We start from the raw sequence: 22,540 nt of genomic DNA on the forward strand, positions 1-22,540 counted from the left end.
ACTAGAAGTTCTCCGTTGAAGTTCAGAGGTGGTAAGTACTTTTTACTTGGTGAAGAGATTTCAGCAGATTCTCTTCTCTCTGGAAACCAGTATCAAAAGACTCATATCCTCATCATTACTTTGGTATTGGTAATTGTTATGTAGTATTATATGCAGTCTACCAAAGAAAATCAAGCCTAAAAATACCAAAATTTATATTTTTGTCACTTTACCGCAAATTTACGATTCGGAAGGATACGGACACGCTCTTGAAATACATTCTGAATGGTGCGGTTCATCGAATCATCATCCGAATCCGTATACAGATAAATTTTTTCTGGCGCAATCTCGATCAACACCTTCAGTAAATCAGAAGCGATTGCATCTAGATATGCTTTAGCTTTCCCGCTCACCAGCTGTTCCATATCCGCTTCCGTCAGTTCATAATAATGTTCATTATAAATTCTGAAACGTTCTCCCTCAAACTTCAGATGCACGGTCGAAAACAAGGAGACCCTCGACTTCACGAACTGCCTCAATTGATTAATGAAATCTTGATATTCCTGTTCGAATTTAAATTCATCTATCGCACATTCGATATATTTGGTTAAGAGTTCCCTGTATGGTTTAAGACGGAATTGCAAAAATGATTCATAAGAAAAGATCATTTCGGAATCAAAAAAATCCTCTAATGCATTGACGATCATATCTTCTCTCGGTGGGAAACCCCTAATTAATGGGATGTTTTCAGTGTTTTCTTCAATCAGGGACTGTGTGATGGATAAGATTTGAAGCTGTTCATCTTCATCTGTAAAATAAAATTCGGTTTCCAAAATCCTTAAAATCCAAGCATCTTCTCTAGTACGAATAATATGTTTCGCTAAAAAAAGTAATATTGTAGGTTTCAACATGTCACTAACCGGATCCCTGGGATCTAAATAAATGTCCAACGCATTCTCATCAGTATAGTGAATCTTTATGGGAGTCGACCGGTTGGGTATGTTTTGATTATTGAGTAATTTAGTGATTCGTTTAAACAAATAATGGCCTTCCTTTTCATCCAAGAAATGAATCGTAACCAACCTTAATCCTCCTTGTCCACAATCATTGTTACAATATATGAACGACAAGGAAGATTATTCTAAGGAAAGGCTTATAAATTTGTTCTACGTTCGTTGAGCAACTGAATACTCATGCTGATTCCGTCGGATTAACCGCATGTTTCACTGAATCTTAATTGTAACGGACACAGGAGACCTTATTTGGCCAAAACACTATGATTTTACAAAACTAACGGACATGAGAGACCTTATTTCGTAATTATCGTGGAAAATCAGCTGCTTTGTTCACAAATAACGGCTCTGGTGTCCGTTAACTTTTTTAAAACACCCAAAATAGCACAAATAACGGCTCTGGTGTCCGCTAAAATTCGCATAAAAAAGAAGGCTGTCCAAAAGAGTCAGCATTTCTCCGATCATAACAACATTTTGTGGTGTTGATACGAACTGTTGTTAACGTGTCTGACGCTTTTCTTTTAAGACAGCCCCTCGAAGACTATTTTTGTGTTCGTCTGTTTTCACCACCGAGTGAGATCGGAGTTGTAAAGTGCTTGATCCGTTCCATGATCCGTTTGGCCTTCAACTGTTCTATCCCACCTTTTTGAGAATAGGAAAGATGCTCCTCAAGCTCTTCGTAATCGTAATTAGAGGTATAACAAGTCGGCAGCTTTTCCATCATACGGTATTGGAGAATTGAGCCCAATACTTCATCCCGGATCCAACTAGACATGGTTTCCGCACCAATATCATCAAGGACCAATACAGGAGCTTTCTTGATCACATCCAACTTTTCATCGACTGTTTGGTCTCCGATTGACGTTTTCATTTCTCTGAAAAAATCAGGCGTATATACAAGAATCGTCTGTATGTTCCTCTTCGCGAGAGAGTTGGCAATCGCTCCCATGAGGAAGGTCTTTCCAACTCCGAATTGTCCATGGACATAGAGACCTTGAGATGAACCTTCTGGACTGGTGACAGCTTTTACAAACTCCGCAGCCTTCAGGGTCGCTTGATATCTCTCTGTGTCTTTCTTATCGAATTGCTCAAATGTTGCTGACAGAATATCTTTCGGAATGAAATAGCTTTTGATCAACGATTGGAGATTCTCAAGCTCATCGTGAGCAATTTTATTATGGCATCGGTTATACGTAACATCGATGATTTGACCGTTGATGAAAAGCTGGGGTTCATACCCTTTAAGCATATTTTGACAATGCTCCAAGTCAAGACAACCCTCACAATTTTTAGATCCTTCCACAAACTCCAGCAATCTTGGTAGGCTCTTATCAATCATTTGATTCGTAATTTCTGGATGAGTCCGATGAAATGCTTTCCAATCGGGGTGCGCCAATACCTTTTTCTTCACTTCGATCAATTCTTTTTCTACTTTCGGACGATCAGCAAAACCTTTCATCGATTCTGATATTGATTTCACATTGTGCACCCCCTATAGTCCTTTCAAATATTCTTCAAGCCATTTTTCATCAGTTTCTGAAACCTGTTGACTTTCTTTATCTGTTTTAGGCGTGGCCATCCACTTTGGAAGCTTGTCTTTTCTGACATTCTTTTGTTGGACTGGTCTTCCTGCCTTTGATTTCTGTTGTTTAAAGGATTGATAACTTTTATGTTCTGCCTTGGCAAGTTCCATCGCTTCTCTTACAGATGAAATTTTCTTGCGTTTCCACTGGCTTGCAATTTTTTCGACATGAGCGTGGATCAATTTCATATCATTCGTATTCAACACATAATCGATCAGGACATTAATGACACCTGCTGAAAGCTTCTGGTCGAACATGATTGAGTCGATCAGCTTAAGATCGGCACTGGCGGCACGACCTCCCTCGCTGTATTTTTCAAGCAATGCACGAGGGGATATCGTTTCAAACGTCTTTATCATCATTTCTTGGGGTGATAACTCTTCCTCATTTTTACGGACCGAATTTCCCTTTTGCCTACGTTCACTAAGACGTGGTAATTGGCCTGGTTTTTCAATCTTATACCAGCGCTGAACCTCTTGCCTTAATGAGTACGGGGTAAGCTGTTCATCCCTGAAGTAGGCTTGTTGTACGATACTGCTCATTTCCAACGGTGAAATTTGATAAATGAATGCAAGCCGATGAATGGATTCCCGAATGCTTTCCGTTAAAACCTCTGATGGTATGATGAAGCTGCTCAGATCCCGCACAAGCACATTGAAATCGAAGTCATCCTCCGAAAAGTTTGGAGCATTCCCTTCCGTATTCTCCGCATGGTTATTTTGGGAAATGGACTGGTGGATCTCCGAGTCTGTCGCAGCTCTGATCTCGGATTCATGTAAAGAGGAAAATACATCGTTGAAACTGGCCGTAACATCCTCGTATTCATCCTGAGTTTCATTTGTGAGAATAAAGCGGTTCCTAACTTCAAGATACCTTTGCTTTCCTAAACGCCCATATAAATACACACTCAAAACATCGTCCTGGAAAAACTGCTCTGGTTTTAAAATCGGCTGCAGTTCATAGATGAAAATACGATCATCTTCAATCCTTTTCCGATAGGTCTTCAATAAGCCGATCGCCTCTAGCTTTTTCCGTTCTTCAAAAATCTGCTGCATATTCATTTGTGTCTGGTTCATCAACGTATGGTGTGAAGTTGCTCCATTTAGGTTTTCGCTGAAAAGGGTCATGTATAGACTGTATGCTTTGGCACCTACCAATGGTTGATACAACAGTGTTACCATCTTCAATTCTTCAGCTTGTATCCGTCCACTGCTATACACTTGAAAGCGATCGACAGGAAGTAATTCTTTCCAATGATTATCCATCTACTTCACCTTTATCATTCATAATTGGTAAGTGAAAAAAGAGCTTATGTATATGTAAGCTCTTTACTCGTTCTCTCGTTTTATTAAATCTTTAAGTTCATCGATAAATACGTTGATGTCCTTGAATTGCCTATAAACGGACGCGAATCTGACATATGCTACTTCATCAATCTTCGCTAGATGGTCCATCACCCGTTCACCAATTTCTTTACTTTGGATTTCCGAAGAGCCATCATTTCGTAAATCTTTTTCAACCGTATTCACTACTTCTTCAAGAACTTCAAGTGGTACCGGCCGCTTTTCACATGCCTTGATCAATCCACGTAAAAGCTTGTCCCGGTTGAATTCTTCCCTTGTTCCTTCTTTTTTTACAACAACAAGAGGAATTTCTTCCACTGTTTCAAAAGTGGTGAACCTGTAATTGCATTTTTCGCATTCTCTTCGCCTGCGAATCGAACGTCCGCCATGGACCGGGCGAGAATCTAACACCCTGGTTCCGTTATGTTGACAATGTGGACAACGCATTTAACCAACCCCATATCGATAAACTTCGCTTTATATAATGTCATATTTAGTCGAATTGTAATATTATCCTTAACTATAATGATAGTGGAAAGGTCACCCCATGACAAGATGTTTTCAGATGATCAAGTGTGATCATGGATTTTCCGCCATTAAAGAAAACTTGGCAAAGCCTAGCCTTTGGCGTAGGCTGAGCTTAGTTGCTCTTATATTGAAGAAAGTAATTATACTTTCTTTAAATGTAAAAAAGGTGTGCATCTGCACACCTTGATAGTCTTTGTCATTTTTAATATGCTGAGACTTTTTTCTGGCCGACTTTAACTGGACCCATACCTCTTGGAAGTTCTACATTCTCTTTGGATGAAGCTCCAAGTGCTTCTGCGATATAATTTGCAGCGACGTTAGGATCAAGATCACCACACGTATAAACATCAATACTTGCATAACCATGCTCTGGAAAACTGTGAATTGTGAGATGTGATTCAGATATGATCACAACTCCACTTACTCCATGAGGTGCGAATTTGTGAAAGGCTACTTCTCTCACTTCTGCACCAGATTTCAGTGCAGCTTCTACAAATAGTTGTTCAATATAAGGCATATTGTTCAACTTTTCTGCATCACAACCCCATAATTCAGCAATCACATGACGTCCCATTGTATCCATTTGCATAGTCCCCCTTCAATAATAATCATGCCTTCAAAAGCATGCGGAAATGGAGTTTTACCACGGGGGAAAGTTAGTCCAAAGAGGTCCTAACCCTTTAAGTAGTATCCAGTTCCTATATTGCTTATAACTTGAAGTTCACGATGAACAGTATACTGCTTTTCTCTATTTTTTGCAAGAAAATTTTTTCCTGCCTTTTTACTTACTGATTGAGCACCTAAACATACTTATTCATACCTGTACAAACAATGATTGGCATGATTTTTCCTGAGTGCTTGATTTTGTTTTTTTCGCACTATCAAACCCTCAGAACCCACTTCTGAGTGCTTGGTCTTTCTCTTTTACGCAACATCACACCCTCAGAACCTACTTCTGAATGCTTGATCTTTCTCTTTTACGCAACATCACACCCTCAGATCCCACTTCTGAGTGCTTGATCTTTCTCTTTTACGTAACATCACACCCTTAGAACCCTCTTTGGTCCGGTATATCTTATGGTCTGTCATCTTTCATTTAGGTTTTATTAAATAATACAAATGATTTCTGACTTAGTTTGATTGAAGCGAAATTTGCGAGTAAATAATAAAAGGATTGGCCATTAGAAGCCAATCCCCTATTTCATATTAACATGTTATTTATGCAGTTCCTGACAAGCGCTTGTCAGTTAAGGCTTCAAGTGTTTCTCCGACTTTTTCTGCAAGATCTACAACTCGGCAAGAATATCCCCACTCATTGTCATACCACGCAAGAACTTTCACTTTCCGGTCTTCGATGACCATTGTGGACATTCCATCAATGATTGAAGAATTTTCATTTCCATTGAAGTCAATTGATACAAGTGGATCATTCGTATATCCTAAAATGCCACTTAACGTTCCGTTAGATGCCGTTTCGAGTGCTGCATTTACTTTTTCAACCGTTACATCACGCTTCACATCGACAACAAGGTCAACGAGGGATACGTTCGGTGTTGGAACTCGCAGTGCCATACCGTGTAGCTTTCCTTCCAATTGAGGCATGACTTTTGCAATCGCTTTAGCTGCGCCAGTGGAAGTCGGGATGATCGATTGTCCACAAGCACGCGCACGTCTCAAGTCCTTATGAGGATTGTCGATATTTTTCTGATCATTTGTATATGCATGGACAGTCGTCATTACACCATTTTCAATTCCAAATTGCTCATCAAGAACTTTTACGACAGGTGCAAGACAGTTTGTCGTACAAGAAGCATTTGATAAAACATGATGCTCTTCCGGAATGTAAGCGTCATCATTTACGCCCATAACAACTGTTAAATCTTCATCTTTACCAGGAGCTGTGATGATGACTTTCTTTGCACCTGCTTCTAGATGATACCCAGCAGTTTCCTTCGATTTGAACTTTCCAGTCGCTTCAATCACGATATCAACGTTCAGTTGTGCCCAAGGCAATTGTTTCGGATCTCTGTCGCTTAATAATTTGATTTCTTTTCCATCTACGATCAAAGAATTTTCCTTAGCTTCAACCTCGAGGTCGTAAGTACCATGAATGCTATCGTACTTGATAAGATGAGCCAGTGTCTCAGAAGGATAACTTGCATTTATCGCCACAACATCTAATTGTTGGTTTTTCATCGCTTTACGGAATACCATTCGTCCAATTCGACCAAATCCATTAATCGCTACTCTAGCTTTCATGTTGAATCCCTCCACTATCTATAAAGTGCTATACTTTTTTCTGAAAATCTAAAATTAGTATAACATATTATATGTAAAAGGGAACACTAAATTTATTAATAATAGAAAAAAGAGGCCCGTGCCCGGCCCCTAAAGTTCAAATTTTCGACATATACTTGAATTTTGCGAATGAGAATCCTACATCCCTTAGAGTATATCCCATTTAGTAAATATATGTATCAATTGCTGACGGCTCTCTTCAATCGTTCCATTATTATCGATGACTTCGTTTGCCCATTTTTTCTTTTCGTCTAAGGGGATTTGTGAGCGGATGCGTGATAAGGCTTCTTCAGAGGATGAATGATCCCGGCCCATCAATCTTTTTAATTGGGTTTCCTTATCCACATAAACAAGCAATGTACGATCAACCATATGGGTCAATTTGCTTTCAAACAGCAATGGGATATCCATGACGACTGCTTCATGCTTTTCTAAGAGCTCATCCCTGCGCTCTAACATTCTTTTACGTACAGCTGGATGCACAATGCTGTTCAACTTCAATCGTTTCTCTTCATCATTAAAAATGATTGCGCCTAATTTTTTTCGGTTCAAACGACTGTCTTCTTCAAGTATTCCTGTACCAAAAAATTCAACAATTTGCTTGTATGCTGGCTCGCCCGGCAGCACAACTTCCCGGGCGATCTTATCAGCATCTATGACAGGAATATTCATCTCCTGGATCATTTCGGAAATGGTACTTTTCCCACTTGCGATTCCACCTGTCAAACCAACAATCAATTCTAACACCTCACAGTTTGAAAATACCTAAAACGATCAACATGAGTCCAGGCAAGAAGCTGATTAACCGCATTGTCGGTAACGCCGACAGCACTCTTCCAAGCTTCATACCAGTGACAAGGAACAACACGCTCATCGTTGATACAAAAACCGCCGTCATTAAATGCGGAAATCCGAGTAAGGAAGCACCTAGACCTGCAGCAAAAGAATCCAGGGAAAGTGCCAATCCAAGCAATAAAGCTTCCAGTCCGGCAATCGTTCCGGAACGGTCGATATCTGCCGCTGCAGGTGTCCGGAGAATTTGGATGACGATTCCTAACGAACGGATTTCCATGTTCCAAATGTATTCTGATTCATTCTTATTAAGCGCTGCTTCTTCCTGTTCATCACTACTTTTGAAAAATTGCCATAACACATACATGCCTAAACCGATGAGCAAGATTCCACCCAACTTGCCTGCAAAAGCAGGAGAAACAAATGTACTGATGATCGTTCCTACATTCATTGCGGCAAGTAACATCAGAGCAGAACAGAGTGCAATCAGAATGATAGAGAAATACGTAATTTTCATGCGTCGTACACCGTATGTTACACCAACACCGAAGCTGTCCATACTTACAGCTATCGTCAGAGTCAATAGGGCTATCCATCCTGTCACTTCTATACATCCTCCTTGCTTCAGCGCTAGGATAGTATATGGAAGGTGCCCATCCGACGTACGATATTTTCATGAAATTATCCCAATTACTTTTGGCAGCTCGGACAAATATGTGTGCCTCTTCCGCCTACTACAATCCGAATGATTTCGGTTCCACAGTTCAAACAAGGTTCCCCTTTCCGGGCATAAACGGATAACCTTTGCTGGAACATCCCCATATCTCCCTGAGAATTGACATAGGAACGGATCGTGCTGCCTCCTTGCTCGACCGCTTCCATCAACGTTTCGACAATTGCTTGATGTAACTTTTCCACTTGTTTTTTCGATAACGATCTGGCCTCAGCTTCAGGGCTAAGTCCAACCTTGAAGAGCGCTTCATCCACATAGATGTTTCCGAGACCGACCAATACAGTCTGATCTAATAATACGGGTTTGATTTTACGAGTCGTTTTCTGGAGCTTTTTCCAGAGTTTAATTGGTTCGAAGGAAGGATCGAAAGGTTCGGGACCTAGTTGAGATAACGGTAAATGATCCTCTTCCTCTCCAAGCGGATAAACATGCATGGTCCCAAACTTGCGGACATCACGGTAACGAAGTTCTGATCCATCCTTGAATGAAAAGATCACATGCGTATGTTTATCTGCTTCTTCCCCATTTTCCACATAAACATAACGACCTTCCATCCTCAAATGAGAAACCAGGACAACATCATCGAGGGTTATTTTTAAAAATTTCCCTCTTCTCCCTATTGAACGGATCGTCTGCCCGACTAACAAGGATTTGAATTCGGCTAAATCATCTGGGTGCTTGATGATTTTTGCCCATTTTACAGTGATATCTTCTATTGTTTTTCCTAGCACGAGGTTTTCCAATGTGCGTCGAACGGTTTCTACTTCTGGTAATTCAGGCATTTCTGATCTCCCTACCTAAAAATCATAATGGCACCCGGCTCTGTATTCAGAAGACCGGGTACCTGGTTTGTATTATTTTGCGTCGTACCACGTATTTCCGTATGAGTAATCCACTTTCAATGGAACATCCAATTGAACAGCATGCTCCATGACATCTGGTACGATCTTTTCAAGCTTTTCGATTTCGTCTTTTGGTGCTTCAAAAATCAATTCATCGTGTACTTGCAAGAGCATTCGGGTTTGCAGCTTTTCTTTTTTCAAACGTTTCGCCATCTCTACCATCGCTTTTTTGATAATATCGGCAGCTGACCCTTGTATTGGTGTATTCATTGCTGTTCGCTCAGCAAAACTTCTCAAATTGAAGTTACGGCTTGTGATTTCAGGAAGATATCTCCTGCGATTCAACATCGTCGTGACATATCCATCTTGTTTCGCTTGTTGTTTGATATCTTCCATGTATTGTTTGACACCTGGGAAGCTTTCCAGGTAACGCTCGATGAACTGTCCCGCTTCCTTACGCGTAATGTCAAGGCTTTGTGACAGTCCATAATCACTGATACCATAGACGATTCCAAAGTTGACCGCTTTCGCTTGTCTCCGCATATCAGCAGTCACTTCGTCTTTTTCAACATGAAACACGTCCATCGCTGTTTTCGTATGGATATCCAGCTCATTATTAAATGCATCAATTAATTTATCGTCTTGAGCAATATGGGCCAGAACACGAAGTTCGATTTGGGAATAGTCGGCAGCGAACACGACCCAATCTTTTTCCGATGGTATGAAAGCTTGGCGGATTTTTCTGCCTGCCTCCAGACGAATCGGGATGTTTTGCAGGTTCGGATCGATCGAACTCAATCGTCCAGTCTGGGCAAGTGCTTGATTGAAACGGGTATGGATTTTCTCCGTATCACGATTCACCACTTTCAATAACCCTTCTACATATGTGGAGTTAAGCTTACCAAGCTGACGGTAGTAAAGGATTTCCTCGACGATTTCGTGTTTATCCTTCAGTTTTTCCAGAACATCGGCTGACGTTGAATAGCCTGTCTTCGTCTTTTTGATGACAGGGAGCTGCATTTTTTCAAATAGGATTTCACCAAGTTGTTTCGGGGAATTGATATTGAATTCCGTTCCTGCCAATTCGAAAATTTTCCCTTCGATCTTTTGCAATTGGTCGTTCAGTTCAGTACCCATCTCTTCCAATCGTTTCACATCGACCTGGACGCCTTGCTGTTCCATCTCGCCGAGCACGATGGAAAGAGGCATTTCTAAATCGTAAAAGAGCTGATCCTGTTCATTTTTCTTAAGACTTTCTTGAAGATGAGGGACAACTTCACGGAGCATATTCGCTTTACGAACAATATGTTCACTTAAAGCCTCTTGGTCTGGTACTTTCTGCTTTGCGCCTTTACCGTAGACGGTTTCATTGCTTGATACCCCCTTCAATCCAAGCCTGTTTGAAATCGAGGCGATATCGTGTGAAGAGTCGGATGGATTCAACAAGTAAGATGCAATGAGAGCATCGAATTTGATACCTTTTAAGCGGATGCCTTTCCAAGCAAGTGATACAATAGCTTGCTTTGCATCAGCGGCATACTTTTCTACTTTTTCATCCTCAAGCCACTCGATCAAGGAGTCTGATTTCAATGCTACATCTGTCGGGATGAAGTATTTCCCTTCATCACTGACAATTCCAATACCTAATATATCAGCGTTGTGATAGTTTTCAGCTAAGCACTCGATGACGATTGATGCATTTTGGCCGAAGTCGTTTTCCTTAACCTCTTCCAATATTTCATATTTGATTTCTTCAGTCGGCTTATCCGCTTCTTCAGCAGCGTCGCTGTCCACTCTGTCTAATAGTGAGTTGAACCCTAGCTCCTTAAAGAGTTTGATTACTTTTTCAGAAATTTCATTTTCGTACTCGCAACCGTCGAGCTTGATTTCAATTGGCGCTTCCACTTCAATCGTTGCAAGCTTTTTACTCATTTCAGCTTGTGCTTTATTGTCTTCAAGTTTTTCCTTCAGTTTTTTCCCTGAAATTTGGTCGATTGAGTCCAACACTTTTTCAATCGTTCCAAATTCCTTCAAGAGCTTGATCGCTGTCTTTTCACCGACACCTGGAACCCCTGGGATGTTGTCGGAGCTGTCTCCCATAAGTCCTTTCATGTCAATGATTTGATCAGGCGTCAATCCGTAGCGTTCCTCGACTAGCTTCAAGTCATATGTATCCACATCTGAAATGCCCTTTTTTGTGAGTGCGACGTGCACATGATCGTCCACCAATTGAAGCAAGTCCTTGTCTCCGGTGATGACTTTGACATCCCATTCCTTCGACTCTGCCTGCTTCGACAACGTACCGATGATATCATCCGCCTCGTACTGCTCCAGTTCATATCGTTTGATACCGAATGCATCTAGCAATTCACGGATCAACGGCAATTGTTCGGATAGTTCTGGTGGTGTCTTCTGCCGGCCACCTTTATATTCATCAAAGGTTTTGTGACGGAATGTCGTCTTACCCGCATCAAATGCCACAAGCATATGACTTGGCGTTTCCTCTTCCAGCACTTTTAATAACATTGTTGTAAAGCCGTACACTGCATTCGTGTACACACCTTTATCATTGTTTAAAAGGGGCAACGCAAAAAATGCACGATATGCAATACTATTCCCATCTACTAAAACGAGTTTCTTTTTGCTCATTCGATTTCCTCCTCGTTCAACACTAGCTTCATTTTATCATCTTTGGATTTAGAAGGGAAAAACGGAGGGCCATGGACGTGGTTTCAAAGAAGTTTAGGTTTTATTGGGAGGCTGCATTCGCAAACTTTGTTGCTCTTGCACTTAAAGAAAGTATAAAATACTTTCTTCAGTATAAGGGCAACTAAGGCTCGACCTACAAAAGGCTTGGTCTCGCCAAGTTTTCTTTAAAAGTCGTTGATTTCCGCTCCAGGGTGCTCGCTTTCCACGGGGCGTTCGGTGAACCCACTCGTCGCCTTGCGACCTCAGGAGTCTCCTTATCAAGGAAGCATTTGTGCTCCTGCGTCTACAAGAAAGTCCTGTCGAAGCGAGCTTCCTCGTCGCATGCCTTGCGAGGAGATTATTCAGGTAGTAGGCACGCTGATCCCGCAGGACAAGGAAAGCTTCGGCAGCGTTACATCGCACGAAGAAAATGCGATTTTCATTTTCGAGGAGTCTCGCACCTTGCTCTCCAATCAACTTGCACATGATGATTTTATTAAAATGACTCAATACCAACCATCTTTTAGAAAAGAGCCTATTGAGGGTCCATTGTGCAACTTTAGAATGGAATCGTACAACATTGAAGAGGCTGGTACGAAACTATAACTACAAACAGAAAAGACGAACAATAAAATATAATAGATAAAATGAAAGACGAAAAGCGTAGGCTACATCCGTAGACTCCTGCGGGAACAGCACGAGTCGAAGACCCCGGAAGAAAGCGGTCTGTGCTTTCTGAGGAGGCGGAGGCCGTGCCCGCGGAAAGCGAAGGATGTTGGCGAAGCGGTACCCTTCATTTTAACTCTCTAAAGATAACCCGCACAAATTGTTCGGGTTTTCTTCTATTGTCTCAGCCCCTTTAAAACGCAAAAAAAAAAGACGAGAGCCGTAGGAGAACTCTCGCCATCAATAAGGGGATCCTTTTGAAAAGGATTTTCAAGTACAGTTTAGCAACGGATTATGAAGAACCAATATCCCAGGTGTTAATATTGTGTAAATTTTCAGTCTTGTCTCGTTTTGAAAAAAGTTAGTGTAAACGTCGTTCCAACCTCTTTTTGGCTCGTCACCTTAACCGACCCTTTATGGGCTTCGACCAAATGCTTGACGATTGCAAGTCCAAGACCAGTGCCTCCTGAGTTTCGGCTTCGGGCTTTATCAACTCTGTAGAAGCGTTCGAACACACGCGGAATTTCATCCTCTGTAATTCCAATTCCAGTATCCTTTACTTCTAGTTGTATTTTTTCGTCAACCACTTTTCCTTTAATCAATACGTTCCCGCTATTAGGCGTGTAGGATAAAGCATTATTTAACAAATTGATCATGATTTGTTTCATACGAGCAGAGTCACCCTCTATTTTGAGGTCTCCCTCAATCTCTACCAAAACCTCGATATCTTTTTGTTCTGCTCGTGGTTCAAGTAATGTGACCACATCATTCACAATGGTTTCTAGATTGATCGTCTGCCAATTCAATTGAAAATTGGATTGTTCCATTTTCGTAAACTCTAGCAAGTCCTGAATTAAATTTTGCAACCGATCGCTTTCCTTCCAGATGATCGTTAAAAACTTCTCCCTAAGCTCTTTGCTTTCCATTGCTCCATCCAATAAGGTCTCCGCAAAACCTTTTAACGAAGTAACAGGTGTACGCAATTCATGCGAAACATTTGCTACGAAATCTTTTCGCATCTGCTCCAGGTTTTTAAGTTCTGTGATGTCATGAAAAACAAGGACAATTCCTTTTATCTTGTCTTTTTGACCCAAAATCGGAACACATGTCAAATGAAAATGTTTCCGGTCGATGCCAATTGATAACGTAACTTGTTTCTTCACAGTTGTTTCGGTTAGAAATGTTTCATCAACCAGCTCGATAACATCCTCGTTCGGCATAACCTCATGGTAAAGCGCTTCTTTCCAGTTCTCTGAATCAATTTCAAAGAGAGTTCTATAGGCACGGTTCATCAAGTTGATATAGCCTTTCGAGTCGATCAGCAACAATCCGCTATCCATATTTTCAATCACCGTTGACATCCGTTCTTGCTCTGCCTCTCTCAACTCGGTGATCTGTTCGAGATTCCGAGCCAGCACATTAAGGGAGTGATTCAATTGCCCCGTCTCTTTTAACTGGTATTCATGTGTCCTGGCCTTGAAATTACCGCGTGCTAGTTCTTTTGCAACACGCATTGCATCATCAACTGGTTTTACCAGCTTTCCAGTCAGTCGGAAGGTAACTGCAATCAATAATGCGTAACTTAAAAGAATAGTAAGTAAGACAGGAATCCAATAGCGGCGCACTTCATTGGTTAGTGTTTTCTCTTCAGCAGATATGACGAGATAATCAGAGGGTGATTGTCCAGGTGAAAGGGTCAGGACAAAATCGACTCTTCCATCACGCTCGATTTTTTCCACATTTTCAGATGGTGTGAACCTTTCTTGTTCCGTAAACGGCGGTTTTTCAAATGTTGTTGCGGCAATCTCTCCATCTTGTGTAATGTACGAAATTTCTCCATCTGTACTACCTTCATAGCGATTCAACGTCACCTGAAGGTCAGTGTTTCCAGGTTCAATAGCCTTTGAAACAAATTGGAGCTGTTTGGCATACGAATCAAACTGCTCGCGCTCCATAGCGCCGATTGAGAGATTAGCAATAGCGAAACTTAACAACAGGAATATGCCGCTTGCAAAAATGATGAAAGAATTTAAAATCCTGCCGCGAAAGTTAACCATTTACTGAGGTCCATCCAATTTATATCCTAGGCCACGGATGGTTTTGATATAAATCGGTTTCCTTGTATTCTGTTCGATTTTTTCACGCAAATGACTGATGTGGACATCGACGATCCTTGTATCGCCGACAAAATCATAATCCCAGATTGCATTGAGCAATTGCTCACGTGAAAGGACACGTCCTCGGTTTTTGATAAGATAGACAAGCAGTTCGAATTCTTTTGGGGTTAGTTCAAGCAATTCACCTTCAAAAAATGCTTCATAATTATCTGGATAGACTTTCAATTCCCCTACCTTCAAAGACTCTAGGTCATCAGGTTGAGTTGTTTGAGATGTAACATATTGGCTTCTTCTCAATATTGCTTTGACACGTGCAACAACTTCACGAGGACTGAATGGTTTTGTCAGGTAGTCATCCGCTCCAAGCTCAAGACCTAATACCTTATCGAACTCATCGTCTTTAGCAGTCAGCATGAGTATCGGGATCAGAAGCTGCGATTGACGCAGATTTTTACATACGTCCAAACCATCCATCTCTGGAAGCATCAAGTCCAATACAATCAAGTCGGGTTGTTCTTCACGCGCAAGTTCTAATCCGGTGACACCATCCATTGCGGTAATCACTTCAAAACCTGCTTGTTCCAAATTGAATTGCAATAATGTATTGATAGACTCTTCATCTTCGATTACTAGGATTTTTTCTCTCATCTTAACGCCACCTCATTATATGGACATGATTTTGATTTTATTTTTACACATAAAAGCGAAAAAAAAAACAAAAAAGACGAAAACGTCTCTTTTGTTACCGAATTTTTACACTGGCTTAAAAATTATCAAATGTCCGTGACGTGATCGAACGTGGTGCATATGGTGGACAAACTTCCAGTTCACCATCGATGACCAGAGCCTCAGACTCATCGTAACCCTTGATCATCACAGTCACAACATGCTTTTCCGTATCGACATTTGTGATTTCAAATTTAAGTATGATCGTTGCATAGTGATAGACAGGCTTCGGAAAGGAAATTGTTTGTTTTAATATAGAACTTCCCGGGCCAGGCAGATATTTACTCACAGCAGAAGTAATGAAACCAGTCAGCATGATTTGCGGGACCACTGGTTTATTGAAAGGTGTCAATGATGCATAATCATGTTGGATATATAAGGGATTGTTATCATCCGTCAATCCAAGATACAACAGAAGATCTTTATCCTCGATCGTCTCAGTGATCTCTAGCTTTTCCCCCACATTTATCTCATCGATTTTTCTGCCAAGTTTTCGTTTTTTCCCTAGTAACATGTCAGTTCCCTCCTCGTGAAGTAAGCGTTTACACCATTTGCGAAAAAGAAATGCCAGATGAATAGAAACATTCTGACATTCTGGTGTAAAAGAAAATTGGCTGCATATGTTCTTAAGTTAGCCAAATCTCTTTAATGTAGGCTGTTTTCGCAAACTTTGTTGCTCTTGCACTTAAAGAAAGTATAAAATACTTTCTTCAGTATAAGGGCAACTAAGGCTCGACCTACAAAAGGCTTGGTCTCGCTAAGTTTTCTTTAAAAGTCGTTGATTTCCGCTCCAGGATGCTCGCTTTCCGCGGGGCGTGCGGTGAGCCCACAGGAGTCTTGCACCTTGCTCTCCAATCAACTTGCACAAGGTGAGTTTTTTAAAATAACTCAAAAGCAACAATCAATCTTTTAGAAAAGAGCCTTAATGTAAAGGCTGGTTATATTTGTTGATAAATTACTCAACAACAAAAATGAACTAAGCCGAGTGTAAAGAAAGAATTCGAGAAAAGTTCCCGAATTCCTCCTTCTACATTGTTCCATTATTAAGTTAAAACATTCATGACATTTCGGACGGAGTCGGCTGATTTGTCTAATTGAGCTTTTTCATCCTCTGTCAATTCAAGCTCAATGACTTCCTCAAGACCTTTTCCACCAAGGACAGTCGGTACACCTAAGCAAATTCCTTCGTATCCATATTCGCCTTCAAGATAAGCGATTGCAGGAAGGACACGGCGTTGATCTTTAAGGATCGCTTCAACCATTTCAACAAGGGAAGCAGCTGGTGCATAGTACGCACTGCCATTTCCTAATAGCTGTACGATTTCTCCGCCGCCTTTACGAGTCCGCTCTACGATTGCATCTAGACGATCTTTGCTGATCAATTTATCTAGAGGAATTCCTCCGGCGTTTGAGTAGCGGATCAATGGCACCATATCATCACCATGGCCGCCAAGCACAAATCCACGGATATCCTTGACTGAAAGGTTCAATTCTTCTGCAACGAATGTACAGAATCGAGCCGTATCAAGAATACCAGACTGACCGATCACGCGGTGTTTAGGGAAACCAGATTCTTTAAGTACTGTGTAAGTCATTGCATCTACCGGGTTCGTCAAAACGATGATTGTGCATTCTGGAGAGTATTTCACAATTTCCTGTGTCACACTCTTCATGATCTTTGCATTTGTATTGACGAGATCGTCACGGCTCATACCTGGCTTTCGCGCGATACCAGCAGTGATAACGACGATGTCAGAACCTGCTGTGTCTTCATAGTTTGCAGTACCAGTAATTTTTGAATCAAATCCTTGTACAGGACTTGATTCAAGCATATCCAGCGCTTTCCCTTTAGTAGGGTTTTCCATGTCTGGAATATCTACAAGGACAACATCACCAAGTTCTTTTTGACCTGCGATGAATGCGGTAGTGGCTCCAGTGAAGCCACCGCCGATTACAGAAATTTTATTACGTCTGTTTCCCATGTATACCACTCCTTACGCCATATTTTTGATCAGTTCGTTACCGAATTCTGAACATTTAACTTCAGTGGCACCGTCCATAAGACGTGCGAAGTCATATGTCACGACTTTGCTTGCAATCGTCTTTTCCATAGACTTCATGACTAATTCAGCTGCTTCGGTCCAGCCGATGTGTTCTAACAATAATACCCCTGAAAGAATGACCGAAGATGGGTTAACTTTATCCAAACCTGCATATTTCGGAGCAGTTCCATGAGTTGCTTCAAAGATAGCATGTCCAGTTTCATAGTTGATGTTCGCTCCTGGAGCGATTCCGATTCCACCTACTTGTGCAGCAAGTGCATCTGAAACATAGTCACCGTTCAAGTTCATTGTTGCAACAACGTCAAACTCTGCTGGGCGTGTAAGGATTTGTTGAAGGAAGATGTCAGCGATCGAATCCTTGATGATGATCTTGCCAGCAGCTTCAGCATCAGCTTGTGCTTTGTTTGCAGCATCCTTGCCATCCGCTTCGACGATACGGTCGTACTCAGCCCAAGTGAATACCTTATCTCCGAATTCTTCTTCAGCAACTTCGTAACCCCAGTTCTTGAAAGCACCTTCTGTAAACTTCATGATGTTTCCTTTATGGACAAGTGTAACGCTCTTACGTCCTTCATTCAGTGCATACTCGATTGCGGCACGTACAAGGCGTTTTGTTCCTTCCTCTGAAACAGGCTTGATCCCGATACCAGAAGTTTCAGGGAAACGGATTTTATTTGCACCCATTTCTTCTTGTAAGAACTTGATGACTTTCTTGACTTCATCAGAACCTTTTGCAAATTCGATACCAGCATAGATGTCCTCAGTGTTCTCACGGAAAATGACCATATCAGTATCTTCCGGCTTTTTAAGAGGAGATGGTACGCCAGTGAAATAGCGAACTGGACGTAAGCAAGTAAACAAGTCCAATTCTTGACGCAATGCTACGTTCAATGAACGGATACCGCCACCAATAGGAGTCGTCAATGGCCCTTTGATCGCAAGTATGTATTCACGAATCACATCTAGCGTTTCAGCTGGGAGCCATTCACCTGTTTGATCATAAGCTTTCTGTCCAGCGAGGACTTCCTTCCATACAATTCCTTTTTCTCCGTTATATGCTTTTTCAACAGCAGCTTCCAATACTTTAGATGCTGCAGCCCAAATGTCTGGTCCAATTCCGTCACCTTCAATATAAGGGATGACCGGGTTGTTCGGTACGTTCAGTACCCCATTATCAACTTTAATACGTTCTCCGTTTGACAAGTTAATTACCTCCTGATCGTAAAATCATATTTTCGTTTTTTATCGTAACAAATTTTTTATCAAATGACTCATAAAAAGCGTCTGATGAGGATCAACCATCTTGATGAATCTCATCCGACACTTTAGCAGTGAGTCGACATGTTCATTTATTTAGCGATTTTCAATTGAGACATACTTTTGTTTATCAGGTCCAATGTATTCTGCACGAGGACGGATCAGCCGGTTGTTTTCATACTGCTCTAGGATGTGTGCTAACCAACCTGAAACTCTGCTCAGCGCGAAAATAGGTGTGAAAAGATCATGCTTGAGACCTAGACTGTGGTAGACAGAAGCAGAATAGAAGTCGACATTTGGTAATAATCCTTTTTCCTTCGTCATCAATTCATCCAGCTTCACAGACATTTCATACCATTTGGATTCACCTGTGATATCTGTCAATTGCTTGGACATTTCACGTAAATGCTTGGCACGTGGATCTCCATCTTTATATACACGATGTCCGAATCCCATGATTTTTTCCTTACGTTCAAGTGCTTCTTTCAAATATGATTCTACGTTTTCAGGTTCACCAATCTCAGTAAGCATCTTCATTACTCTTTCGTTGGCTCCACCATGAAGCGGTCCTTTCAATGCCCCGATCGCTGCCGTTACACCGGAATAGATATCGGATAGTGTCGCCACACAAACGCGGGCTGTAAATGTTGAAGCGTTGAGCTCATGATCAGCATGAAGTACTAATGCTTTATTGACAGCTTTTTCGGAAATCTCATCAGGTTCTTCTCCATTAAGCATGTACAAGAAGTTTGCCGCATAGCTGAGTTTTGTATTTGGTTGAATGACTTCTTGTCCATCACGTAAACGAGAGAATGCTGCCACGATGGATGCAAGCTTCGCTTGTAGTCGAATCGCTTTAGTGAAATTCACTTCCTCGTTCATTTCATCTGCTTCACTATCGTATAACCCTAAAGCAGATACAGCAGTTCTTACCGCCGCCATTGGATGGATTTCATCAAGCGGAAAGCTTTTCATCATATCCAATACTTGCTGTGGTAAAGCATAATGCTTGGATAATTCAGAATTGAATTCATCCAATTCTTTTTTGTTCGGTAGTTTACCATACCAAAGTAAGTAAATAACCTCTTCAAAACTTGCATAATCTGCAAGATCGTCAATATTGTAGCCGCGGTATGTCAGTACACCATCGATGATCGAACTTACCGAGGATGTTGTAGCTACAATGCCTTCTAAACCTCTAGTTGTGGTCATGGCTCTCTCTCCTTTTAATAAAATTGATTTCTCTGTTCTCTTAATACAATAAAGCACGTGCCCAAAAAGTTTGACGAACTTTTTGTATCAAAGAAAATGTTTACCGTGAAGTAAACACATTAATTAAGGAAGGATAAAACGCATACATATTAATTATAAACAAGTTTCTGAACTTTGTGAACGCCTACGACTCGAAAACCTTAATCTATCAACGCAAATCTCTTTATTAAAGGCTGCTTTAGGCAAGATTTTGTTTTTCACAATTCCATATTATGGCGTGGAAATATACTCACTTTCAGCAGGCGATCCACAAGATTCCTCGCTACCGGGTCTTGGAATTCGTGTAAATGTATATCGACTTTTAACAAGGTTCTTTTCTAAAAGATTTGCTTTTGGCTCATTTTGGTAAACAGTCACCTTGTGCAAGTTGATTGGAGAGCAAGGTGCGAGACTCCTCGAAAATGAAAATCACATTTTCTTCGTGCGATGTAACGCTGCCGAAGCTTTCCTTGTCCTGCGGGATCAGCGTGCCTACTACCTGAATAATCTCCTCGCAAGGCATGCGACGAGGAAGCTCGCTTCGACAGGACTTTCTTGGAGACGCAGGAGCACAAATGCTTCCTTGAAAAGGAGACTCCTGAGGTCGCAAGGCGACGAGGGGGCTCACCGGACGCCCCGCGGAAAGCGAGACTCTTGGAGCGGAAATCAACGACTTTTAATGAAAACTTGGCGAGACCAAGCCTTTTGTAGGTCGAGCCTTAGTTGCCCTTATACTGAAGAAAGTATTTTATACTTTCTTTAAGTGCAAGAGCAACAAAGTTTGCGAAAACAGCCTTTTACAAAATAAAATCCTCATGAAATGTAGTTTACGACTTTCATGACCATATATGCAATTCCTGCTCCAATCAAAGGACCGACTGCGATACCATTAAAGAGACTTACTGCTAGAATCGTTCCAAAGACAAGTGCAGTTGTGATATGCGGGTCCTCTGCAAGGAGCTGGATCCCGTTTGCGGCAATTAATGCAACTGCAATTCCTGATCCCAGAGCAATCCAGGCATAAGATGATTTCAGTGCTTCTCCTAACTGTTTGAAGCCGATATCACCAGTGGCGATAGGTACAAGGACGGCAATAGTAATAATCGTGACACCCCATTCAATCCCTTTTTTTTGAAAGGCTGGAAAGACTTTATCGCCAAGACCGACCCATTTGATGACGAGCAGAAAAACAACGGCAATCAATAAGGACTTGTTCTTTGCCCAAAGCGCAATGCCTAATAATACTAACAAAAATAAAGCTGGTTGATCGAACATTCTCTTCTCCCTCTCTGATTATCATTGAATCTTATCGCCTATAATTGTAAAATAATACTAATATACAGGGCGACCCTACCACCCTGGCGAAAGGATCGATGCAGTTGAATCTTCATTATGTATATAGCTTTTTAAGATTTCTATTAGTCATTGCAATCATCATCTTTGCTTTTTATGCCCTGCTGCTCACCGCAAAAGTCACCTACCCATTCATCATTGCCTTTTTCTTAGCCTTGATGATCAATCCGCTCGTTAATCTCCTGGAGCGGAAAGGAAAGATGCCTCGGGGAATTGCCGTCATGATCATATTGATCCTACTAATCGGACTGATCGCCGGTTTCTTGACCTTGTTGATCAGTGAGATGATTACCGGATTTGGTTATCTTGCGGAAGTGATCCCGCAGCACACCCAGACATTAGTCCATTTTGGTCAAGCATACTTCACCCAACAAATTCTACCGATCTACTATGATTTGGTAGCAATGTTTAAAAGCCTTGACCCGTCTCAACGTGAAACTGTCATCGGTAACATCCAATCAATTGGTGAGAATATTACTGAAAACGTTAAAGCGTTTGTCCAGTCCGTGTTGATTGGATTGCAGAACTTTTTACTTAGCTTGCCTAATGTTGTAACGGTTATGATTTTTTCTTTACTTGCTACGTTTTTCATCAGTAAGGATTGGTATCGGTTCAAAGGCTGGTTAGAGAGAAAAACCCCCGAACGAACTGTTGAAAGCGGCAGGAGTGTCTATATCGAGCTTCGTAAAGCACTCGTCGGATTTATTAAAGCACAATTGACACTTATATCGATAACCGCGGGGATCGTACTGGTAGGACTTCTTATTTTACGGGTCGATTATGCTATTACCATTGCTATTCTGATCGGTATAGTTGATCTCTTGCCTTACCTTGGAACGGGAGCCGTTTTCGTCCCCTGGATCATTTATTCCTTTGTCATGGAAGAATTCACCCTGACGATCGGATTATCGATCTTATATGGTGTCGTCATCATCCAGCGACAAATTATGGAACCTAAGATTCTATCTACGAGCATAGGATTGGACCCTCTTGCTACATTAATCTCTTTATTCGTAGGTTTCAAGTTATTCGGTTTCCTCGGATTAATCATCGGACCCGTCACTCTGGTTGTTATTCGAGCTTTGAACCAGGCGAATGTATTCGAGGATATATGGCATTTCATCATCGGTAAAAAAGCAGCATGACTTGATACGGGATCGACCGGTCATTTTTTTAAGAACCACCTTGTGCAAGTTGATTGGAGAGCAGGGTGCGAGACTCCTCGAAAATGAAAATCGCATTTTCTTCGTGCGATGTAACGCTGCCGAAGCTTTCCTTGTCCTGCGGGATCAGCGTGCCTACTACCTG

20 protein-coding genes and 1 other annotated feature (1 of these 21 only partly in view) are annotated in these 22,540 nt (G+C 41.4%); of the genes, 2 read left to right on the forward strand and 18 right to left on the reverse strand.

From position 1 onward, the window contains the following. Positions 1-125: a binding site (T-box leader), on the reverse strand; it reaches 95 nt to the left of the window's first position. 78 nt (positions 126-203) lie between these two features. The 10 genes from ytxC to polA all read right to left on the reverse strand — a co-directional run bounded on the left by ytxC (position 204) and on the right by polA (position 11,760). Further along, positions 204-1,061: a sporulation protein YtxC gene (gene ytxC, locus ACTWQL_RS22630; RefSeq protein WP_443144633.1), complete on the reverse strand. Its 858-nt coding sequence runs from the start codon at positions 1,059-1,061 to the stop codon at positions 204-206. Positions 1,062-1,533: 472 nt separating this feature from the next. Then, complete coding sequence (gene dnaI / locus ACTWQL_RS22635; protein WP_443144634.1) at positions 1,534-2,472, reverse strand: primosomal protein DnaI; 939 nt, start codon at positions 2,470-2,472, stop codon at positions 1,534-1,536. A 12-nt stretch (positions 2,473-2,484) separates the two neighbouring features. Next, complete coding sequence (locus ACTWQL_RS22640) at positions 2,485-3,840, reverse strand: replication initiation and membrane attachment family protein (RefSeq protein ID WP_443144635.1); 1,356 nt, start codon at positions 3,838-3,840, stop codon at positions 2,485-2,487. Between the two features lie 63 nt (positions 3,841-3,903). Further along, positions 3,904-4,365, reverse strand: a complete 462-nt coding sequence (nrdR, locus tag ACTWQL_RS22645) for a transcriptional regulator NrdR (protein ID WP_221566360.1) — start codon at positions 4,363-4,365, stop codon at positions 3,904-3,906. A gap of 283 nt (positions 4,366-4,648) precedes the next feature. Then, positions 4,649-5,029, reverse strand: a complete 381-nt coding sequence (gene speD / locus ACTWQL_RS22650; protein WP_443144636.1) for an adenosylmethionine decarboxylase — start codon at positions 5,027-5,029, stop codon at positions 4,649-4,651. Between the two features lie 635 nt (positions 5,030-5,664). Continuing rightward, entirely contained in the window at positions 5,665-6,705 is a 1,041-nt protein-coding gene (locus tag ACTWQL_RS22655) for a glyceraldehyde-3-phosphate dehydrogenase (RefSeq protein ID WP_443144637.1), read from the reverse strand. A 186-nt stretch (positions 6,706-6,891) separates the two neighbouring features. Beyond that, positions 6,892-7,491: a dephospho-CoA kinase gene (gene coaE / locus ACTWQL_RS22660; RefSeq protein ID WP_443144638.1), complete on the reverse strand. Its 600-nt coding sequence runs from the start codon at positions 7,489-7,491 to the stop codon at positions 6,892-6,894. A gap of 1 nt (position 7,492) precedes the next feature. Beyond that, entirely contained in the window at positions 7,493-8,140 is a 648-nt protein-coding gene (gene ytaF / locus ACTWQL_RS22665; RefSeq protein WP_443144639.1) for a sporulation membrane protein YtaF, read from the reverse strand. 86 nt (positions 8,141-8,226) lie between these two features. Further along, positions 8,227-9,051: a DNA-formamidopyrimidine glycosylase gene (gene mutM, locus ACTWQL_RS22670; protein ID WP_443144640.1), complete on the reverse strand. Its 825-nt coding sequence runs from the start codon at positions 9,049-9,051 to the stop codon at positions 8,227-8,229. A 72-nt stretch (positions 9,052-9,123) separates the two neighbouring features. Beyond that, positions 9,124-11,760, reverse strand: a complete 2,637-nt coding sequence (polA, locus tag ACTWQL_RS22675; protein ID WP_443144641.1) for a DNA polymerase I — start codon at positions 11,758-11,760, stop codon at positions 9,124-9,126. A 381-nt stretch (positions 11,761-12,141) separates the two neighbouring features. Here polA and ACTWQL_RS22680 point away from each other — a divergent pair, with 381 nt between their 5' ends. After that, positions 12,142-12,405: a hypothetical protein gene (locus tag ACTWQL_RS22680; RefSeq protein ID WP_443144642.1), complete on the forward strand. Its 264-nt coding sequence runs from the start codon at positions 12,142-12,144 to the stop codon at positions 12,403-12,405. Between the two features lie 395 nt (positions 12,406-12,800). Here the strand turns inward: ACTWQL_RS22680 and pnpS are convergent, their stop codons facing one another. From pnpS to ACTWQL_RS22720, 8 genes are all read right to left on the reverse strand, one after another. Continuing rightward, a complete protein-coding gene (gene pnpS / locus ACTWQL_RS22685; RefSeq protein WP_443144643.1) occupies positions 12,801-14,522 on the reverse strand; it encodes a two-component system histidine kinase PnpS in 1,722 nt (573 codons plus the stop codon). Beyond that, on the reverse strand, positions 14,523-15,230 hold the full coding sequence (locus tag ACTWQL_RS22690; RefSeq protein ID WP_443144644.1) for a response regulator transcription factor: 708 nt from the start codon (positions 15,228-15,230) through the stop codon (positions 14,523-14,525). Positions 15,231-15,345: 115 nt separating this feature from the next. Next, entirely contained in the window at positions 15,346-15,822 is a 477-nt protein-coding gene (locus ACTWQL_RS22695) for a MaoC/PaaZ C-terminal domain-containing protein (RefSeq protein WP_443144645.1), read from the reverse strand. A gap of 529 nt (positions 15,823-16,351) precedes the next feature. After that, positions 16,352-17,290, reverse strand: a complete 939-nt coding sequence (gene mdh / locus ACTWQL_RS22700; protein ID WP_443144646.1) for a malate dehydrogenase — start codon at positions 17,288-17,290, stop codon at positions 16,352-16,354. Positions 17,291-17,302: 12 nt separating this feature from the next. Next, positions 17,303-18,580, reverse strand: coding sequence for an NADP-dependent isocitrate dehydrogenase (icd, locus tag ACTWQL_RS22705; protein WP_443144651.1), 1,278 nt, complete (start codon positions 18,578-18,580; stop codon positions 17,303-17,305). Between the two features lie 144 nt (positions 18,581-18,724). Next, positions 18,725-19,840 carry a citrate synthase gene (gene citZ / locus ACTWQL_RS22710; RefSeq protein ID WP_443144647.1) on the reverse strand — a complete coding sequence of 372 codons (1,116 nt, stop codon included), beginning with the start codon at positions 19,838-19,840 and terminating at the stop codon, positions 18,725-18,727. Between the two features lie 397 nt (positions 19,841-20,237). Continuing rightward, the gene (locus ACTWQL_RS22715; protein ID WP_443144648.1) at positions 20,238-20,402 is read right to left on the reverse strand and encodes a hypothetical protein; all 165 of its coding nucleotides are present in this window, start codon (positions 20,400-20,402) and stop codon (positions 20,238-20,240) included. Between the two features lie 290 nt (positions 20,403-20,692). Next, positions 20,693-21,154, reverse strand: coding sequence for a DUF441 domain-containing protein (locus ACTWQL_RS22720; protein ID WP_443144649.1), 462 nt, complete (start codon positions 21,152-21,154; stop codon positions 20,693-20,695). A 104-nt stretch (positions 21,155-21,258) separates the two neighbouring features. On the opposite strand from ACTWQL_RS22720, the gene ytvI reads away from it, so the two are divergent. Next, on the forward strand, positions 21,259-22,377 hold the full coding sequence (gene ytvI, locus ACTWQL_RS22725; protein ID WP_443144650.1) for a sporulation integral membrane protein YtvI: 1,119 nt from the start codon (positions 21,259-21,261) through the stop codon (positions 22,375-22,377). The last annotated feature ends 163 nt before the right edge of the window (positions 22,378-22,540 follow it).

Source organism: Pseudalkalibacillus sp. R45, assembly GCF_052246725.1.
In the GTDB taxonomy this organism is placed as follows: Bacteria; Bacillota; Bacilli; order Bacillales; family Fictibacillaceae; genus Pseudalkalibacillus.

What these genes read in the sequence shown, in the direction of transcription:
- ACTWQL_RS22640 (WP_443144635.1), bottom strand. Translation starts at nt 3,840, where the DNA reads ATGGATAATCATTGGAAAGAATTACTTCCTGTCGATCGCTTTCAAGTG.
- nrdR (WP_221566360.1), bottom strand. Translation starts at nt 4,365, where the DNA reads ATGCGTTGTCCACATTGTCAACATAACGGAACCAGGGTGTTAGATTCT.
- speD (WP_443144636.1), bottom strand. Translation starts at nt 5,029, where the DNA reads ATGGATACAATGGGACGTCATGTGATTGCTGAATTATGGGGTTGTGAT.
- ACTWQL_RS22655 (WP_443144637.1), bottom strand. Translation starts at nt 6,705, where the DNA reads ATGAAAGCTAGAGTAGCGATTAATGGATTTGGTCGAATTGGACGAATG.
- mutM (WP_443144640.1), bottom strand. Translation starts at nt 9,051, where the DNA reads ATGCCTGAATTACCAGAAGTAGAAACCGTTCGACGCACATTGGAAAAC.
- polA (WP_443144641.1), bottom strand. Translation starts at nt 11,760, where the DNA reads ATGAGCAAAAAGAAACTCGTTTTAGTAGATGGGAATAGTATTGCATAT.
- ACTWQL_RS22680 (WP_443144642.1), top strand. Translation starts at nt 12,142, where the DNA reads ATGCCTTGCGAGGAGATTATTCAGGTAGTAGGCACGCTGATCCCGCAG.
- pnpS (WP_443144643.1), bottom strand. Translation starts at nt 14,522, where the DNA reads ATGGTTAACTTTCGCGGCAGGATTTTAAATTCTTTCATCATTTTTGCA.
- ACTWQL_RS22690 (WP_443144644.1), bottom strand. Translation starts at nt 15,230, where the DNA reads ATGAGAGAAAAAATCCTAGTAATCGAAGATGAAGAGTCTATCAATACA.
- ACTWQL_RS22695 (WP_443144645.1), bottom strand. Translation starts at nt 15,822, where the DNA reads ATGTTACTAGGGAAAAAACGAAAACTTGGCAGAAAAATCGATGAGATA.
- mdh (WP_443144646.1), bottom strand. Translation starts at nt 17,290, where the DNA reads ATGGGAAACAGACGTAATAAAATTTCTGTAATCGGCGGTGGCTTCACT.
- citZ (WP_443144647.1), bottom strand. Translation starts at nt 19,840, where the DNA reads ATGACCACAACTAGAGGTTTAGAAGGCATTGTAGCTACAACATCCTCG.
- ACTWQL_RS22715 (WP_443144648.1), bottom strand. Translation starts at nt 20,402, where the DNA reads ATGCCTTGCGAGGAGATTATTCAGGTAGTAGGCACGCTGATCCCGCAG.
- ACTWQL_RS22720 (WP_443144649.1), bottom strand. Translation starts at nt 21,154, where the DNA reads ATGTTCGATCAACCAGCTTTATTTTTGTTAGTATTATTAGGCATTGCG.